The sequence below is a fragment of the Alphaproteobacteria bacterium genome (genome assembly GCA_019635875.1).
Lineage (GTDB): Bacteria > Pseudomonadota > Alphaproteobacteria > Reyranellales > Reyranellaceae > JAFAZJ01.
Map to the genome: position 1 here is coordinate 562,640 of JAHBYP010000004.1, position 17,508 is coordinate 580,147.

Genomic DNA, 17,508 nt, shown 5'->3' on the forward strand with positions numbered 1-17,508 from the left:
GGTGTCGCGCGAGAAAGCCCCTCATCCGCCTCGCTGACGCTCGGCACCTTCTCCCCGCCTTCGCGGGGAGAAGGAAAGAGGTCCGCTCGCATCATCACTTCCTGTCTTCGACCAGCAGCGGTCGTAACGCGAACATGCCGAACTGCGCAACCCAGTGGCCGACGCGCATATAGTCGCCGTTCCAGTTCGAGTGCGGCTCGAAGCCGGCCGTGAAATGACGCGCATAGGCGGCGCGATAGGCCGGCTCGCCCGACGCCGCGGCCATGTCCCACAGCGACCAGGCGCGGCTGAAGTTCATGCCATAGGCATGCGCGGTGCGCGGGCTCACGGGCGCCGGCACCCGCTCCGGCGGCATGAACGAGGCCAGCCACGCGCGGTAGGCGTCGCGCGGCGCGACCCTGGACACCAGCCGCGCCCAGTTCAGGCAGATCGACATGAAGCCGCGCCCGTCATCGGTGCAGCGCGCATCGGCGGTCTGGAAATGACGTCCGACCATCCCGCTCACCGCCGCCTCGAGGTCGGCGTTCTTGCGCAAGCGCGCGTAGTCGAGCAGATGGGAGAGCGCCCACGACGCGCTGTCGTAGTCGGCCAGACGCGGATCGGGCAGCCATTGCCGGTAATGCGCCAGCAGGCTGGCGGCGGCGAGGTCGCCGAGCGCCAGGGTCGTGCCGTCGCCATAGAGCTCCTCGTGCTCGATGGCCAGCCGCAGGTACCAGGCGCGGCCATAGGGCATCTCGAACGAGGGCTGGCGGACGAGCAGCTTCGCCTCCTCCTCGAGCCTGGCGCGCTGCAGCTTGTCGCGGATCAGCGGCTCGTGCCGCCTATCGCCGGTGAAGCGCGTATAGGCGACGAGCGCCCACACACCGTGCGTCGCCGAGTGCCAGTCGACACAGCCGTGGAAGGCGGCGTGGTCGGTGTCGCGGCGCGCCACGCAATAGGCCGCCTGGCCCGCGAGCAGCCCGGCGATGCGCACCCGATCGGCGCGGATCGCCTCGGTCGGGTCCTGTGCCGCGACCTTCAGCGCCAGCAGCGCGCTAGCGACGCAGATCGAAACGGCCCGTCGCATCGCCAAGCCTCCAGGTCCCGACCAACGTCGTCCAGGTCTCGTTGAAGACGCCGCTGTAGGACACGCTGTGCGACTGCCCGCCCGTGCCGTCATAGGTCTTGATGAAGCGCAGCATGTTGCCTGAGATGTCGCCGCTCACATTGGCGTAGAGGAACGGCACGCCGGCCGTGCCGAAGGTGCTGGGCTCGCTGATGCGGCCGCCGACCTTGCCCGCGACCGGCACCTCGATCGTCATCTCGAACTCGACCGGCGGTTTGTTGGCCTGCTGGCCCGAATAGTAGTAGCGCCCGAGCCAGCGGCCGCCGATGCGCTCGGCCTGCGACTCGCGCTCGTTGAGCAGTTGCGCCTGCGCCGGTGCGATGCACGCGGCCAGGGCCAGGATTGCCAGCAGATACCGCACGATGCTCCCCCCCGATCGCCCGGACTGTAGCAAATCCGGGCGCGCCGCACTGCGCCCTTGCCCGCCCCTCGCCGCGTCACCATAGTGTCATCGTTTTCGAATCACCGGGGGGAGCCGTTCGCGGCTGAGAGGTCCCATCAAGGGACGACCCCTGGAACCTGATCCGGTTCGTACCGGCGTAGGGACGGGTGAACGATGTCTGTGTCCGTGCCGCAGGTGGCGGCACCTTCGATCCATATCGAACGCGCGCGCTTCGCCTTCGCCGGGCGAAGGCTGTTCGACGACCTGTCGCTCGACCTGCCGGCCGGCCGCACCACCTGCCTGCTGGGGCCCAGCGGCGTCGGCAAGACCTCGCTGTTGCGCCTGATCGCCGGCCTGCTGCCGCCGGAGCCGCCCACGCGCATCGCCGCGGACGATGGCATGCCGCTCGCCGGCCGCGTCGCCTGGATGGCGCAGACCGACCTGCTGATGCCGTGGCTCGACGCGCTCGGCAACATCCTGATCGGCTATCGCCTGCGCGGCGATGCGGCTGCCCTCGAAGCGGCCCGCGCGCGCGCGCTCGCGCTGCTGGCGCAGACCGGGCTGGAGGGCCGCCACAACGACCTGCCGGCGACGCTGTCGGGCGGCATGCGCCAGCGCGTGGCGCTTGCGCGCACCCTGGTCGAGGAGCGGCCGGTGGTGCTGATGGACGAGCCCTTCGGCCAGCTTGACGCGATCACGCGCCTGTCGCTGCAGGACCTCGCCGCGCGCATGCTGGCGGGCCGCACCGTGCTGCTGGTGACGCACGACCCGCTCGAGGCGGCGCGGCTGGGCCATCGCATCCACGTCATGGCCGGCGCGCCGGCGATGCTGGGCACACCGCTGGAGCCCGCCGGCGATCCGCCGCGCGACGCCGCATCAGCCGGCACGCTCGCCATCCAGGCCGACCTCATGCGCCGCCTCGCCGACGCGCACGCCTTCGCGGTGCCGGCATGAGGGGGGAACGCGCCCATCCCTTCCCCCGGAGGGGGAAGGTGCCCGAAGGGCGGAAGGGGGATATCAATGCCGGATACCTCCGTTCGTCTTCGACATCCCCCTTCCGTCGCGCTGCGCGCGCCACCTTCCCCCTCCGGGGGAAGGCATGAAAGTGCTGCGCCCCCTGCTCATCGCCGCCGGGCTATTGCTGGCATGGGAGGCATTCGTGCGGATCGACGGGACGCCGCACTTCATCCTGCCGGCACCCTCGCGCGTCGCCCTCGAGTTCGTCGAGCGCGGCGACACGCTGCTGTTGCACGGTCTGCACACCGCGGCGGAGATCGCGCTCGGGCTGCTCGCCGGGCTGACGCTGGGCGCCGCCGTGGCGCTGCTGCTGACGCGCTTCGTGCGCCTGCGGCCCTGGGGCCTGCCGATCATCGTGCTGAGCCAGGCGGTGCCGGTCTTCGCCATCGCGCCGTTGCTGGTGCTGTGGCTGGGCTACGGCATGCTCTCGAAGGTGGCGATGGCCACCCTGGTGATCTTCTTCCCGGTCGCCAGCAGCCTCTATGACGGGCTGCGCCGCGTCGATCCCGGCTGGCTCGACCTGGCACGGGTGATGGACGCGCCGCCGCGCGCCGTGCTGCTGCGCATCCGCCTGCCCGCCGCCTTGCCCGCCTTCGCCAGCGGCGCGCGCGTCGCGGCCTCGGTGGCGCCGATCGGCGCGGTGATCGGCGAATGGGTCGGCGCCAGCGCCGGGCTGGGCTATCTGATGATGCAGCAGCTCGGACGCGGCCAGACCACCCTGGCCTTCGCCGCGCTGATCGTGCTCGGCGTGCTGGGCGTGACGCTGTACTTCGCCGTCGACGCGGTGATGGCGCGCCTCACCCGCTGGCTGCCCGGCGATGAGCCGGCCAACGGCGAGGCCCGCCGATGATGGTCGGGAAGCTCGGACCTTCCCTTCCCCCGGCGGGGGAAGGCAGATCAGCCGCCGAAGATGTCCTTGAACGCGGCGTATTGCGAGCCCCAGACCATCGGCAACACGACCAGCAGGCCCAGGCCGAAGGGCAGCGAGGCGATGAACATCAGCACGGCGTAGATCACGCCGAGCACGATCAGCGGCACCAGATTGCCGAGCGAGGCCTTGAAGCTGCTCTTCAGCGCGGTGATCGCGTCGACGCCGCGGATCGCCACCAGCGGGATGGCGAACCAGGTCGCCATGGCCAGGGGGATGATCAGCACCAGCGACAGGACGAAGCCGAGGAACAGGCCGCCCATGGCCATGCCGCCGGACCCGGTCGCCGCGCCCATCATCGCCGCGCCGCCGACCACGGCCATCAGCAGGCCGATCAGGATGCCGACGCCCAGGGTCACGGCGCCGATGATGATCAGCTGCGCCACCGGGCCCTGGAAGCCGGCCCACAGATGCTCGATCTGCACCTTGCCGCCCGAGGCGCGCGCGCGGCAGCCCAGCATGATGCCGCCGCCGACCACGGGGGTCAGCAGCGCCACGGCCAGGCCGCCGATGAAGGGGATGAGGTTCAGCACGAAGACCGCGACGCCGAAGATCAGCGCGATGGCGACCCAGATGCCGGGATTGGCGATGAACTCCGCCCATCCGCCCTTCAACCACTCGATGCCACGCCCGGAATCCACGGTGTTGAACGGCACATCACCCGGCCCGGGGGCCGTCGGCGGCAGTTGATTCATCGACATCAGCGCTCTCCGGCGTTTGAGGGCGGCCGCGAGTCGGCCGCCCATGCCCGCACCGTACCCGCGAATCACAGCATCTTCAACGCGTTGGCGCGCGCTATCGCCATCGATCCACAATCCGTTTCCCCAGGAGGTTCCCGATGACCGTCTTTCGCATCCTCGGCGCGGCGCTGCTCGCCGCAATGCTCGCCCTGCCCGCTGCGGCACGGGCCCAGGACAAGATCACCATCCTGCTCGACTGGTTCCTCAACCCCGACCACGCCGCGCTGGTGATCGCCAAGACGCAGGGCATCTTCGCAAGGCACGGGCTGGAGGTGGAGCTCGTGGTGCCCTCCGATCCCAGCGCACCGCCGCGCCTGGTCGCCGCCGGCAAGGGCGACTACGCGGTCTCCTACCAGCCGCAATTGCAGATGATGGTGGCCGACAAGGTGCCGCTGGTGCGCGTCGGCGCGCTGGTGCAGCAGCCCCTGAACTCGCTGGTCGTGCTGGCCGATGGGCCGATCAAGAAGATCGCCGACCTCAAGGGCAAGAAGATCGGCTTCTCGGTCGCGGGCTTCGAGGAGGTGACGCTCGCGGCCATGCTCGAGACCCACGGCCTGAAGCTGCAGGACGTCACCCTGATCAACATCAACTTCGCGCTGACCGCTGCGCTGAAGACCAAGCAGGTCGACGCGGTGATCGGCGCCTTCCGCAACTTCGAGCTCAACGACCTCGAGATCGAGGGCATGAAGGGCACCGCCTTCCTGGTCGAGAAGCACGGCGTGCCGGTCTACGACGAGCTGGTGCTGGTGGCGAAGAAGGACACGCTCGACGAGGCGAAGACGAAGCGCCTGCTGGCGGCGCTGCGCGAGGCCACGACCTGGCTGCGCGCCAATCCTGACGCGGCGTGGAAGGAGTTCGAGAAGTACGGCGGCAAGGAGGTCGCCAACGAGCTCAACAAGCGCGCCTGGAAGGACACCCTGCCGCTGCTCGCCGCCGATCCGGCCGCACTCGACCGCATCCGCTACGAACGCTTCGCCGCGTTCCTCAAGGCCCGCGGTCTGATCAAGGAGGTGCCGGATATCAACGGCTACGTGCGGGAGATCAGGTGACCTTACCTTCCCCCGGAGGGGGAAGGTGGCAGCGCGAAGCGCTGACGGATGGGGGATGCCTCAACGACTCCTGCGTTCGTCTTCGACATCCCCCTTTCGCCCTTCGGGCACCTTCCCCCTCCGGGGGAAGGGCATTCAAGTGCGCAACGTCAGCCCGCCATCGACCACGAGGCCGTGCCCGGTGATGAAGTCGGAATCGTCGCAGGCCAGCAGCAGGGCGCCGCGGGCGAGGTCGATGGGTTGGCCGAGCCGGCGCAGCGCCGCCTTCTTGGCCCAGATCGCGGCGATCTCGGGATTGTCGAAATTCGTCTTGGTCAGCCCGCTGTAGACTGCGCCGGGCAGGATGTAGTTGGCGGTGATGCGGAACTTGCCGAGCTCCAGCGCCAGCGTGTGCGTCAGGCCGGCGACGCCGGCCTTCGAGGCGCAGTAGGCCGCAAGACCGTAGTCGGTGTCGAAGGCCATCACCGAGGCGGTGTTGATGATGCGCGCGCGGCCCTTCTCCTCGGCGCGCCTGCGCAGATGCGGGATGGCCTCGCGACACGTCCGGAACATGGCGCGCACGTTGACGTCCATGACCCGATCCCACTGCTCGTCGGTCATCTCCTCGGCGAAGTGACGGCCGCTCACGCCGGCGTTGTTGAACAGGATGTCGATGCCGCCGAAGCGATCCAGCGCGGCGCCGATGATGCGCCTGGGCGCGTCGTCGTCGGTGATGTCGCAGGAAAGCGGCGCGATCGCCTGCTCGCCCGTGTGGACAGTGTCGATGGCGCTGCCCGGCCGGTCGACGGCGAGCACCTGGGCGCCCTCCTCGGCGAACAGCCTGGCGCTGGCGGCGCCGATGCCGGAGGCCGCGCCGGTGATGATCGCGACCTTGCCCTGCAGGCGGTTGAACGACATCAGCGCACCTTGATCACGACCTTGCCCGTCGCCTTGCGCGAGAGCAGCGCGTTCATCGCGTCGGCCGCCTTGTCGAGCGGGAAGGTCATCGAGATATGCGGCTTGAGCTTGCCCTGGCGCACCCAGTCGAACATCTCGGTGAAGTTCTGCCGCGCCGCCTCCGGCTCGCGCGCGCGCCAGGCGCCGTAGAACACGCCGCGCACGTCGCAGCTCTTCAGAAGCGCGAGGTTGGCCGGCAGCGAGGGGATGCGGCCCGAGGCGAATCCGATCACCAGCAGGCGGCCCAACCAGTTGATGCAGCGGATCGCCTCGTCAAAGGCGTCGCCGCCGACGGCGTCATAAATCACGTCGGCGCCCTTGCCGTCGGTGAGCTCCCTGACCTTGTCGCGCATCTTCTCCTTCGAGTAGTTCACGAACATGGTGGCACCGTACTTGCGGCAGACCTCCATCTTCTCGTCGGAGCCGACGGCGGCGATTACCCTGGCACCCATCAGCGCGCCGAGCTCGACGGCGGTGAGCCCGACGCCGCCGGCGGCGCCCAGCACCAGCAGCGTCTCGCCCGGTAACAGATCGCCGCGCTGCTTGAGTGCGTAATAGCTGGTGCCGTAGGTCATGGTGAAGGCGGCACCCTCCTCGAACGTCATGTTCGCGGGCATCGGCAGCAGATTGGCGGTAGGGATGACCGCCTCCTCGGCGTAGCCGCCATGGCCGATCATGCCGATCACGCGGTCGCCCACCGCATAGTCGGCCACGCCCTCGCCGATCTCGCTGACCACGCCGCCGACCTCGTGGCCGGGCGAGAACGGGCGCGGCGGCTTGAACTGGTACTTGTCGGCGATGATCAGCGTGTCGGGAAAGTTCACGCCGGCGGCATGCACGGCGACGCGCACTTCGCCCTTGCCCAGGGGTTTCGACGGCATGTCACGCAGCTCGAGACTTTCCGGTCCGCCCGGCTTGTCGCTGATCATCGCCCGCATGGGTCTCGCTCCCGTTGATCGATCAATGGCCCGATTGATACGCCAGCAAGGCGGCACCGCAAACCCGCCAATTCCGCACCTTGGCTTGCCTTCCCCCGGAGGGTAGGGCAATCGCATATGGGTTGGCCTTCTGCTCCCTCTCCCCGCTTGCGAGGAGAGGGAGCAGAAGGCCATATGCGATCGCCCTACCCTCCGGGGGAAGGCAAAGCGGGGAATCACGCGGCGACGTCGAGCACGACCTTTCCCGTGGCTTGCCGGCCGTCGAGGATCCGCAGGGCTTCGGGCGCTTTCTCCAGCGGCAGCACCGCGGACACATGGGGCTTGAGCTTGCCGGCGCCGTAGAGCGCCAGCACGCCCTGCATCGCCACATCGGCTTCCCGCGGGAACTGCTCGCGCCAGCCGGCGGTGCGGATGCCGCGCAGCTCGGCGCCCTTGAGCAGCAGCAGGTTGGCCGGCGCCAAGGGGATGCGGCCCGAGGCGAAGCCCACGACCAGCAGGCGCCCGCCCCAGGCGATGCAGCGCAGGCACTCGTCGAAGGCGTCGCCGCCCACCGGATCGTAGATCACGTCGGCGCCCCTGCCCGCGGTGAGCTCGTTGACGCTGTCGCGCAGCCGCGCGGGACCGTAGTCGATCTGCCGTCGCGCGCCGTGCCTGGCCGCCAGCTCGCGCTTCTGCGCCGTGCTCGCCACCGCGATCACGTCGGCGCCCATCGCCGCGCCGATCTCGCAGGCGGTCAGGCCCACGCCACCGGCGGCGCCCAGCACCAGCAGCGTCTCGCCCGCCTTGAGCCTGGCCCGGTTGTTGAGGGCGTAGTACGAGGTGAGATAGACCACCGGGAAGGCCGCGCCGTCGATCCACGACATCGCGTCGGGCATCTTCCACACCATGTCGGCGCGCAAGACGATCTCGCTCGCGAAGCCGCCCACGCCACACATGCCGAAGACCCGGTCACCGACCCTCAGATGCGACACGCCGGCGCCGATCTCGATCACCTCGCCGGCCATCTCCAGCCCGGGGATGAAGGGGAATGGCGGCTTGCGCTGGTACTTGCCGGCGATCATCAGCACGTCGGGGAAGTTCACGCCGGCGGCGCGAATGGCCACGCGCACCTCGCCTGTGCCCAGGGGCGGCGACGGCAGCTCCTTCAGGATCAGGGATTCCGCCGGCCCCCAGGCTTCGCAGACGATCGCGCGCATACCCACACCCTTCTGCTTGCCGCTGTAACAGGCTTGCCTCTACCGTAGCCGCGTGACCCCGGATTCGCCCACCAACGCCGCCCCGCGCGAGCCGCTTGCCGAAACCATGGACAGGCTGTTCGCCGGGCCGCCGCAGGAAACGGTGAGCATCCAGTCGCTGCTCGACGGCATGCGCGGGCGCTCCTATCCGCTGGTTGTCGCCGTCTTCGACCTGCCCAACTGCATTCCGACAGGCATTCCCTGGCTGTCGACCATCACCGGCATCCCGATCTGCATCGTGCTCGTCCAGATGCTGATGGCGCGACCTGCTGCGCATCTGCCGCGCTTCATCGGCAGGAAGTGCCTGCCGCGCTCGCGCCTGCAGCGATTCATGATCAAGGCACGGCCCAGGCTCAACTGGCTGGAACGCCGCGTGCGCCCCCGGCTTGGCGGCTGGACGCGCAACACATCGCGTCTGGCGCTGACGATCGCAGCGCTGGCTAACGCCATCGTGCTGGCGCTGCCCATCCCTTTCGACAATTTCTTCCCAGCCTGGGCGGTGATGTTCTTCGCGCTGGCGCTGCTCGAGCGCGATGGCGTGATGGCGATCCTCGGCTGGATCTTCACCGTCTTCACCACGGTGTGGACGATCGTGCTGCTGGCCGTCTACCGCGAGGCGCCGGCGATGGTCAGCGGCTGGATGAGCCAGGCCTGGGCGTGGTTCAAGGCCTCGCTGTCACTCTGAGCGAAGCGAAGGATCCAGCGATATCGCGCTCACGCACCACCGCGAGGTCCTTCGCTGACGCTCAGGACGACGGCGTGCGTCAATACGATCGCGGCAATCCCAGCACGTGCTCGGCGACGAAGTTCAGCACCATGTTGGTCGAGATCGGCGCCACGGTGTAGAGGCGCGCCTCGCGGAACTTGCGCTCGATGTCGTACTCCTCGGCGAAGCCGAAGCCGCCATGCGTCTGCACGCACATCTCGGCGCAGGCCCAGGCCGCTTCCGAGGCCAGCATCTTGGCCATGTTGGCGTCGGCGCCGGCGTTGATGCCGGCCTCGAACAGCGTCGCAGCCTTGCGCACCATCAGGTCTGCGGCCTCGATCTGGGTGTAGGCACGCGCGATGGGATATTGCACGCCCTGGTTCTGGCCGATCGGCCGGCCGAACAGCTTGCGCTCCTTGGCGTAGCTCACCGCTTTCTCGATGAACCAGCGGCCGTCGCCGATGCACTCCGAGGCGATCAGCACGCGCTCGGCGTTCATGCCCGAGAGGATATAGCGGAAGCCCTGCCCCTCCTCGCCGATCAGGTTCTCGGCCGGCACTTCCATGTTGTCGAAGAACACTTCGGTGCTGTTGTGGTTCATCATCGTGCGGATCGGCCGGATGGTGAGGCCCTTGCCGAGCGTCTCGCGCATGTCGACGAGGAACACCGAGAGGCCCTCGGTGCGCTTGGCCTGCTGGTCCTTGGGCGTGGTGCGTGCCAGCAGCAGCATCAGGTCGGAGTGCTCGGCGCGACTGGTCCACACCTTCTGGCCGTTCACGACATAGGTGCTGTTGTTCTTCTTCACTGCCGTGGTGCGCAGGCTGAGCGTGTCGGTGCCGCTGCTGGGCTCGGTGACGCCGAAGGCCTGCAGGCGCATCTCGCCGGTGGCGATCTTCGGCAGGTAACGCTGCTTCTGCTCCTTGCTGCCGTGCCGCAGCACCGTGCCCATGATGTACATCTGCGCGTGGCAGGCCGCGGCGTTGCAGCCGGCGCGGTGGATCTCCTCCAGCACGGCGCTGGCCGCCGAGATGCCCAGCCCGGCGCCGCCATATTCCTCGGGGATCAGGATCGACAGCCAGCCGGCCTCGGTCAGCGCCTTGACGAAATCGGTGGGATAGCCGCGCTCGCGATCGAGCTTGCGCCAATAGGCGCCGTCGAACTTAAGGCAGAGCGCGCGCACCGCGTCGCGGATCTCGGGATGGGTCGGCGCATAGGGCGTGTCGGCGAGCGTCGCGGTGGCCATGGGTCGTCCGTCTGTTGGGTGGCGACGGTACTAGCCGCCGTCCGCCGGCAGGGCAACCGTCAGCCGCGCCGTGCCACCCAGACCAAACCGCGCCAGCCCTTCTGGCTTCCATAGTCGGCGGTGAAATCCCGCGCCGGATCGCGCAGCAGGTGTAGCCGCCGCATCACCGCCTGCGAGCGCAAATTGTCGGGCGCCGTGTAGGCCAGGACCTCGGGCAACCCCGCTCGCCCCAGCGCGTCATCCAGCGCCGCCCCTGCCGCTTCGGTGGCGTAGCCCTGTCCCCAGGCCGCGCGCACGAGCCGCCAGCCGATCTCGAAGTGCTCTCCCAGCGGATGGCCGGCCGGCGACGGCATGATCCCGGCGTAGCCGAGAAACGCACCGTAGCGCTCCTCGACCACCCAGCGGCCGAAGCCGTGACGCTCGAAGGCAGCCATGTACCGGTCGAGCTTCGCATCGCTCGCAGCGCGATCAAGCGGCCCGCCCTCGTCGGCCATGACCACGGCGTCGCCGTTCATGGCGGCGAACACGTCACGATCGCTCGTGTGCCACCGGCGCAATCGCAAGCGTGTCGTCTCGATTGGCATTTGCGATCGCTTCTAACCGACTTGCAGGTCAGCGTCCGCGCTGCGATAGAGGCGCCCGCTCTTTACTTCTCCCCGCATGCGCATCGCCGGCCTCACCCTGCTCGCGCCCTTCATCGGCGCATTGGGCGTGGCGCTGGACCAGCCGCCGCATCGCGACGCCGCCGGCCTCGCGTTTTGCCGTCAGCGCCTCGGAGGCGACGTTCGTCGGGCTCGGCTCGGCCTTCCGGGGTCTCGCCGCCGGCATCCTGGTGCCGGCGCTGGATCGCGCCCGCGCGGCGTTCAGCCGATAGCCGCCGCGCGGATCGCGGCGATCACCTCGGCGTGCACCTCGGGCGGCATGCCGTCGACCGTCGCCTCGGCCTTGCGCGTCACGCCATCCACCGTGCCGCCCTCGCGCACAAGGCGTTCGAGCAGGCGCGCGTCGTGCTCCGCGTCCAGCGACTCCAGCAGCACCGGCGCCAGCGCCGGCATCACCGCCGCCAGCGCGCCGACCAGGCCGTAACCGCCCCAGTTGGAGACGCCGGCGACAATCAGGTCGTCGGCCGCGGTGGCGCAGGCGATGCGCTCGCCGTTGGGCACGGTGCGCGCGATCAGCTCGGGCGCCAGGCTGCCCATGCCGATCTCGTTGCCGCCGTCGCCGATGGCGATGCGCCGCCATTTGCCGGCGAGGAACAGATCGTCGAGCGCCGGCGTGAAGGCCGAGACGTCCTCGCCGCGCATGTTGCGCGGCCTGCCGTCGCGCGCGCGGCCGCAGCGCTCGATCGAGATCACATGCGTGATGCCCGCGTCGATCCATCGTCTCGCCACCGTCGCGGCATCGTCGAGATCGACCGGCACGTCGGCGGCGCGCGGCAGCGCGGCCAGCGCCACCCGGCAGGCCGGCGCGCACAGCGCATCGGTCGCCAGCCGCACCGGCCAGCCGGCGGCGCGGAAGGCGGCGGCCATGTGCGCCATGCCGCCGGGCCCGTCGGTCTCGGGGCGCGGCCCCTGCTCCGTCGGCACGGCGAAGCCGGTGATCAGGCCGACGCGCGGCGCGTGCACCTCGGCGATCGACTCGACGGCGCGCAGCAGATTACCCGCAGTGGCCGCCATCAGCGGCGCGGCGCCGCGGCCGACCTCGCGGCAGATCACCGCCTCGATGGCGGCGACGCGATCCTGGGGACGCCTCATTTGTCTTTGGCCACGAAGACGCCATCCCAGATCGGCGGCGGTGCGGCGATCAGCTTCTTGGTCCGCTTGCGCATCACGTCGTGATAGCCGTTGACCCAGCCCGCCGCCTCGGCGGCCACCTTGGCCGCGCGCACGCGCGCGAGCGCCTCCTCGAAATCGCCTGCCCTGTACGCCACCAGAAACGCCTCCTGCTTCTCGAGCAACGCCGCGAACGCCGGCGTGGCCGCCATCGCCCGGTCGCCGGCCAGCGCATAGATGCGCTCTGGCTCGGTCTTTCCCTTGACCTGGATGAGGTCGATCTCGACCAGCGCGAACTCTCCGACCGCCTTCGCCGTGGCCTCGCCGAGGATCGTGCCAACGGCGTAGGTCTTGCACTGGCCCTCCAGGCGCGAGGCGAGATTGACCGAATCGCCCAGCAGGGTATAGGCGAAGCGCTGCGTGCTGCCGAAATTGCCCACCGAGGCCACACCCGTGTTGATGCCGATGCCCATCATCACCGGGATGTGGTTGCGCCCCTGCTCGTGCGCCTCGCGCCGCCACTCGACGTTGAGCTCGGCCAGGCGGCGTGTCATGACCAGCGCCGCCTCGCAGGCATTTCTCGGATGATGCTTCAGCTCGAGCGGCGCGTTCCAGAACGCCATGATGTTGTCGCCCATGTACTTGTCGACCGTGCCGTGCGCCTCGAGGATGATGTCGGTCATCGGCGTCAGGAAGCGGTTCATGAACACCGCCAGGCCCTGCGGGTCGAACTGCTCGGCGATGGTCGTGAAGCCGCGCACGTCGGTGAACATCACGGTGATCTCGCGCTGCTCGCCGCCCAGCTTGAGCTGATCGGGATTGCGCGCCAGCTGGGAAACGAGATCGGGCGAGAGGTACATGCCGAAGGCGCCGCGGATGCGCGCCCGCTCCGCCTCGGCCCGCATGAAGCTGAAGGCCGAGCCCACGGCATAGACCGCCGCGAGCGTCGCGGCCGGATAGATCGGATCGAGCAGCAGGCGGCTCGACCAGAAAACGAGCCACGGCCCGAACACGGCGATGGCGATGGCGAGCAGCGCACCCAGCGCCATCTGCCCGCCGCCCAGCCGCGGCACCAGCACCACGAAGATCGCGCCGACCAGAACGATGAAAACCAGCTCCAGCCCGGTGGCGAAGTCGGGTCGCAGCAGGTACACGCCCGACAGCACCTGCTCGACGATCTGGGCGTGGACCTCGACGCCCGGCACGTTGGCCGCGATCGGCGTGTTGCGCAGGTCCTTCAGGCCCAGCGCACTGGTGCCGATGAAGACGATGTGGCCGTCGATCCTGTCGGCCGGCACGCTGCCGTCGAGCACCGCCCTGGCAGACACGTAGCGCGACCGCCGATGTCCCGAATCATAGAGCGTGATGCGGCCCTGGGCGTCGGTCGGGATCTCGACCTGCCCGACCTTGATCGAAACCATGCCGGTGCGCACGCCGAAGGCGACCTGCCCGCTGGCATTGGAGCTCTTGGCGATGTAGGTGCTGGCGTCCTGCGCCACGCGCAGGGTCTCGATCGCCAGCGCCGGATAGGGCTCGCTCTGCCCGCCCAGCCGGAACAGCATCGGCACGCGGCGCACCACGCCGGCATCGCTCGACGGATCGGGATCGGTGTTGACGCTGCCCAGTCCCTTCGCCGCCTGCTCGAGGATGTCGAGCGGCTTCACCGAGCCCGGCCAGATCGGCAGGAAGCCGCGCGGATCGTCACCGGCGGCGGCGAAGCCGTTCTTGCGCCGGGGCGGGGTGCCGCGCGCCACCGGCTCGAAGCCGAAGCCCAGCACGCTTCTGGAGCCCGCGAGCGCCGCGGCGAAGACCACGTCGTTGTCGGGAAACGTGGTGACGATGCGGTTGAGCGTCTCCGGATCGGTGAAGCTCGCCAGGTCGCGCGCCAGGCGCGGGATCGAGGAGCGGTCGGGCTCGGCGAAGATCACGTCGAAGGCGATGACCAGCGCACCCTTCTCGACCAGTCGCTCGGTCAGGCGCGCCACTATGGTGCGCGGCCAGGGCCACTGGCCATGCGCCGCCAGCGCCTCCTCGTCGATATCGACGATGCGCACCGGCATGTCGGCCGGCACCGCGCGCGGCTGGATACGCTGGAAGGTGTCGAAGGCGAAGTCGCGCAGCCGGGTGACGGCGGCCGGATCGGCGGCGCGCAGCAGCAGCGCTCCGACCAGCACCGCCAGGGACGCCAGCAGCGGCAGGCGCGCGGCCAGGAACCGGCGCAGGCGCTTCACGGAATGGCAACGTCGCACGACATCGGCGTGACATTAGCGCAGAGCAGCATGAGCGAAGCGAAAAAGTGACGTTGCCGAAGCCGCGTGCTAAGTCGCGCGCATGTTCGGTCAAGCCGCATTGGGCGCCACCGACCGGCACGTCGTCTACGGCATCTACGCCAAGTTCGGGGCCATCGTGGTGTTCGCCGGGATGGACACGCTGGTGAAGTGGCTGGGCGGCGGCTATCCGGTGGCGCAGGTCCTGCTCTTCCGCAGCGCCCTCGCCTTCATCCCGATCCTGATCATGATGTCGATGAGCGTCGGCGTTGCCGCCCTGCGCACGCGCCAGCCCGGCACGCAGGCGATTCGCGCGGTTTGCGGCCTGGCGGCGACCTTCGGCTTCTTCTGGGCCTTCCCGCGCGCGCCGCTGGTCGACGTCTACGCCATATCCTTCGCCGCGCCCTTCTTCATGGCGGCGCTGTCGATCCCGCTCCTCGGCGAGCAGGTCGGCTGGCGTCGCTGGAGCGCGATCGGCGTCGGCTTCATCGGCGTCATGGTCATCCTCAATCCCGGCGCCGGAATCGGCATCGTCTCGATGGTCACCCTGGGCGCGACCTTCATCTACGCCTTCAATATCGTCCTGCTGCGCCGCATCGCGCGCACCGACCGCGACGAGTCCTCGATGTTCTACTACGGCACCGCCTGCCTGGTGGTGTTCGGCGGCCTGTGCCTGGTCGACCCTGACACGCATTGGCGCGATCCGGACGGCTGGGACTGGCTGTGGCTGGCGGCGGTCGGGCTGATGGGCGGCGTCGGCCAGATCTTCTCGACCCGCGCGCTCAGGCTGGCGCCGCCCTCGGTGCTGGCGCCCTTCGAGTACACCGCCATCATCTTCGCCTTCGGCTTTGGCTGGATCTTCTTCCACGAGCTGCCGGGCGACAGCGTGTGGTATGGCCTGCCGCTGGTGATCGGCTCCGGGCTGTACATCCTCTACCGCGAGAGCGTGCGGGCCCGCAGCGCCGGCGCTGCCAAAGACTAACCCCGCCTGGCCCCGACCTCGACGGCGGGCGGCTTCTTGCTGGCCAGCGCCGCCAGGCCGTTCCAGCCGCCCAGCGAGAAGAAATGGGCGTAGACCCAGGCGAGCCAGCCCTGGTCGCGCCAGGTCTTCAGCACCAGCGCCGGCAGCGCCTTGAACTTCTCCTCGTCGATCACCTTGAAGCCACCCAGGCTCAGGCGCTCGCCGCCGGCCAGCACGGCATTGGCGCGATTGTCGGCCAGCAGGTCGTGCTCAAGCAGCGAGTCGACGAACTCCAGGGTCTGCCTGAAATTGGCCTGGTAGGCGCCGCAGAACTGCAGGGCGCCGTTGACCAGCGGCGTGGGCTTGCCGGCCTCGTCGAACAGCTTGTGCGGGCCGTCGTCGACCAGCAGGCCGCTGCCCTCGTCGATCGCCAGGATCAGCTTGTCCTCGGGCGCCTCGATGAAGACGAAGGGGTAACGCCGGACATAGGCCGGCACGTAGATGCCCTCGACCCAGCGCCCGTCGGCGCCGACGAACAGGTTCTCGTCGACCCGCAGGCCCAGGACGGCGGCCGGGAACGGCTTGCCGGTGCCGGTGAAGACGATCGGGTAGTGGCGCTGGGCGATGGGAAACTCGACGCCGTTGACCGGCACCGAGTTGGCCGCCCGGGCGAAGGCGAAGCTGGCGTTGTCCTTCAGCCGGCTGGAGCCGTGGGTCTTGGCATCCAGCGGCCGGGGCTGCTTGTAGAACAGCGGCAGGGCGGACTGGGCGGCCGGAGGGGCGTCGACCATGGGATTTCCCTATTCCTTATGGTGCGGCAGACGGCGCGACCTTATCACGGTGCCACCGGCCCACCCAAACCCTTACGCCGCATGAGGTTGACAGGGAGTGCCGAGACCCCACATTTAGGCGGCAGCAACGCCGAGCGCGGCCCCGGGGCCGCCGGAGACAAGAGATGAGCGAACCCCTGGGCGTGGTCCTGACCGACAGCGCCGCCCGCCGCATCGCCTACCTCGCCTCGCGCGAGCAGCAGCCCTCGATGCTGCGCGTCGCCGTGCTGGGCGGCGGCTGCTCGGGCTTCCAGTACAATTTCGACTTCGACACCCGGCGCAACGACGACGACGTGGTGATCGAGAAGAACGGCGCCACGGTGCTGATCGACAGCACCTCGCTGGAGTTCATCAAGGGCAGCGAGATCGACTACGTCGACGAGATGGTCGGCGCCTCGTTCCAGGTGCGCAACCCCAACGCCACGTCGTCCTGCGGCTGCGGCTCCTCGTTCGCGGTCTGAGGCGTATTCAGTCGAATCGCCCGCCTGTCATCCCGAGCGAAGCGAGGGATCCAGGGCGGCTCTGGATTCCTCGCTGCGCTCGGAATGACAGTCAACGCGCGCCGAGGCGTCGGCTAGAATGCCGGCATGAAGATCGCGACCTGGAACATCAACTCGATCCGCCGGCGGGTCGGCAACCTCACCGACTGGCTGCAGCGCGCGCAGCCCGACATCGTCGTGCTGCAGGAGATCAAGTGCCAGGAGCCGCAATTCCCGCGGCTCGAGGTCGAGGGCGCCGGCTACAAATGCGAGATCATCGGCCAGAAGACCTTCAACGGCGTCGCCATGCTCTCGCGCGTGCCGCCGATCGAGGTCACGGCGCGCGCCCTGCCGGGTGACGAAGCCGACGTGCAGTCGCGCTATGTCGAGGCGAAGTTCGTGACCACGGCCGGGCCGCTCAGGGTGGCCGGCATCTACCTGCCCAACGGCAATCCCGCCAACACCGAGAAATTCCCCTACAAGCTGGGCTTCATGCGCCGCCTGCGCGAGCGCGCGCGCGCCTTGCTGGGCGAGGAGGAGATGCTGGTGATGGGTGGCGACTACAACGTCTGCCCGACCGACAAGGACGTCTACGACCCGGCGGGCTGGGCCGACGACGCGCTGTGCCGGCCGGAGTCGCGCAGCGCCTTTCGCGCCATGCTCAACCTCGGCATGACCGACGCCTATCGCTGCCTGCATCCCACCGAGCACGCCTACAGCTTCTGGGACTACCAGGCCGGCGCCTGGAACAAGGACAACGGCCTGCGCATCGACCACCTGCTGCTCTCGCCGCAGGCCACCGACCGGCTGCGCGCCTGCGACATCGACAAGGCCGAGCGCGGCCGCGCCGAGCCGTCGGACCATGTGCCGGTGTGGTGCGTGCTCGACGCCGAGCTCTTGAGCGTGTGAACCCAACCTTC

Annotated in this window: 18 protein-coding genes and 1 riboswitch; of the genes, 7 read left to right on the forward strand and 11 right to left on the reverse strand. The window is 69.2% G+C overall.

Going from position 1 to position 17,508, the window contains the following annotated elements:
• Positions 1-94: 94 nt before the first annotated feature.
• Positions 95-1,066: a DUF2891 family protein gene (locus KF889_17560; GenBank protein ID MBX3501249.1), complete on the reverse strand. Its 972-nt coding sequence runs from the start codon at positions 1,064-1,066 to the stop codon at positions 95-97.
• Positions 1,035-1,466: a hypothetical protein gene (locus KF889_17565; GenBank protein MBX3501250.1), complete on the reverse strand. Its 432-nt coding sequence runs from the start codon at positions 1,464-1,466 to the stop codon at positions 1,035-1,037. Before KF889_17565 ends, KF889_17560 begins: the two co-directional genes overlap by 32 nt.
• A gap of 97 nt (positions 1,467-1,563) precedes the next feature.
• Positions 1,564-1,669: riboswitch (TPP riboswitch) on the forward strand.
• On the opposite strand from KF889_17565, the gene KF889_17570 reads away from it, so the two are divergent.
• Positions 1,662-2,441: an ABC transporter ATP-binding protein gene (locus KF889_17570; protein MBX3501251.1), complete on the forward strand. Its 780-nt coding sequence runs from the start codon at positions 1,662-1,664 to the stop codon at positions 2,439-2,441. Its footprint overlaps the riboswitch before it by 8 nt.
• A 145-nt stretch (positions 2,442-2,586) precedes the next feature.
• On the forward strand, positions 2,587-3,354 hold the full coding sequence (locus KF889_17575; GenBank protein MBX3501252.1) for an ABC transporter permease: 768 nt from the start codon (positions 2,587-2,589) through the stop codon (positions 3,352-3,354).
• Between the two features lie 47 nt (positions 3,355-3,401).
• Here the strand turns inward: KF889_17575 and KF889_17580 are convergent, their stop codons facing one another.
• Positions 3,402-4,133 (reverse strand): hypothetical protein, encoded by a 732-nt coding sequence (locus KF889_17580; protein ID MBX3501253.1) that lies wholly within the window; start codon positions 4,131-4,133, stop codon positions 3,402-3,404.
• A 137-nt stretch (positions 4,134-4,270) separates the two neighbouring features.
• Between KF889_17580 and KF889_17585 the strand changes: the two genes are divergently transcribed.
• The gene (locus KF889_17585; GenBank protein ID MBX3501254.1) at positions 4,271-5,221 is read left to right on the forward strand and encodes an ABC transporter substrate-binding protein; all 951 of its coding nucleotides are present in this window, start codon (positions 4,271-4,273) and stop codon (positions 5,219-5,221) included.
• Positions 5,222-5,356: 135 nt separating this feature from the next.
• Here KF889_17585 and KF889_17590 read toward each other — a convergent pair whose 3' ends face one another.
• The 3 genes from KF889_17590 to KF889_17600 all read right to left on the reverse strand — a co-directional run bounded on the left by KF889_17590 (position 5,357) and on the right by KF889_17600 (position 8,291).
• Positions 5,357-6,118 carry an SDR family oxidoreductase gene (locus tag KF889_17590; GenBank protein ID MBX3501255.1) on the reverse strand — a complete coding sequence of 254 codons (762 nt, stop codon included), beginning with the start codon at positions 6,116-6,118 and terminating at the stop codon, positions 5,357-5,359.
• A complete protein-coding gene (locus KF889_17595; protein ID MBX3501256.1) occupies positions 6,118-7,095 on the reverse strand; it encodes an NADPH:quinone oxidoreductase family protein in 978 nt (325 codons plus the stop codon). Before KF889_17595 ends, KF889_17590 begins: the two co-directional genes overlap by 1 nt.
• Before the next feature lie 215 nt (positions 7,096-7,310).
• A complete protein-coding gene (locus KF889_17600; protein MBX3501257.1) occupies positions 7,311-8,291 on the reverse strand; it encodes an NADPH:quinone oxidoreductase family protein in 981 nt (326 codons plus the stop codon).
• 106 nt (positions 8,292-8,397) lie between these two features.
• Between KF889_17600 and KF889_17605 the strand changes: the two genes are divergently transcribed.
• The gene (locus KF889_17605) at positions 8,398-9,015 is read left to right on the forward strand and encodes an exopolysaccharide biosynthesis protein (GenBank protein ID MBX3501258.1); all 618 of its coding nucleotides are present in this window, start codon (positions 8,398-8,400) and stop codon (positions 9,013-9,015) included.
• 79 nt (positions 9,016-9,094) lie between these two features.
• Here the strand turns inward: KF889_17605 and KF889_17610 are convergent, their stop codons facing one another.
• From KF889_17610 to KF889_17625, 4 genes are all read right to left on the reverse strand, one after another.
• Entirely contained in the window at positions 9,095-10,279 is a 1,185-nt protein-coding gene (locus KF889_17610) for an acyl-CoA/acyl-ACP dehydrogenase (protein MBX3501259.1), read from the reverse strand.
• A gap of 59 nt (positions 10,280-10,338) precedes the next feature.
• Positions 10,339-10,806: a GNAT family N-acetyltransferase gene (locus KF889_17615; protein MBX3501260.1), complete on the reverse strand. Its 468-nt coding sequence runs from the start codon at positions 10,804-10,806 to the stop codon at positions 10,339-10,341.
• Between the two features lie 336 nt (positions 10,807-11,142).
• Positions 11,143-12,033 (reverse strand): DUF4392 domain-containing protein, encoded by an 891-nt coding sequence (locus tag KF889_17620; GenBank protein ID MBX3501261.1) that lies wholly within the window; start codon positions 12,031-12,033, stop codon positions 11,143-11,145.
• On the reverse strand, positions 12,030-14,282 hold the full coding sequence (locus KF889_17625) for an adenylate/guanylate cyclase domain-containing protein (GenBank protein MBX3501262.1): 2,253 nt from the start codon (positions 14,280-14,282) through the stop codon (positions 12,030-12,032). Before KF889_17625 ends, KF889_17620 begins: the two co-directional genes overlap by 4 nt.
• Positions 14,283-14,382: 100 nt before the next feature.
• Here KF889_17625 and KF889_17630 point away from each other — a divergent pair, with 100 nt between their 5' ends.
• Positions 14,383-15,300 carry a DMT family transporter gene (locus tag KF889_17630; protein ID MBX3501263.1) on the forward strand — a complete coding sequence of 306 codons (918 nt, stop codon included), beginning with the start codon at positions 14,383-14,385 and terminating at the stop codon, positions 15,298-15,300.
• Here the strand turns inward: KF889_17630 and KF889_17635 are convergent.
• Entirely contained in the window at positions 15,297-16,070 is a 774-nt protein-coding gene (locus tag KF889_17635) for a SapC family protein (GenBank protein ID MBX3501264.1), read from the reverse strand. The genes KF889_17630 and KF889_17635 overlap by 4 nt on opposite strands.
• Positions 16,071-16,234: 164 nt before the next feature.
• Here KF889_17635 and erpA point away from each other — a divergent pair, with 164 nt between their 5' ends.
• Together erpA and xth are read left to right on the forward strand one after the other, a co-directional pair.
• Positions 16,235-16,570, forward strand: coding sequence for an iron-sulfur cluster insertion protein ErpA (erpA, locus tag KF889_17640; protein ID MBX3501265.1), 336 nt, complete (start codon positions 16,235-16,237; stop codon positions 16,568-16,570).
• A gap of 126 nt (positions 16,571-16,696) precedes the next feature.
• Positions 16,697-17,497 (forward strand): exodeoxyribonuclease III, encoded by an 801-nt coding sequence (gene xth / locus KF889_17645; GenBank protein ID MBX3501266.1) that lies wholly within the window; start codon positions 16,697-16,699, stop codon positions 17,495-17,497.
• Positions 17,498-17,508 lie beyond the last annotated feature (11 nt).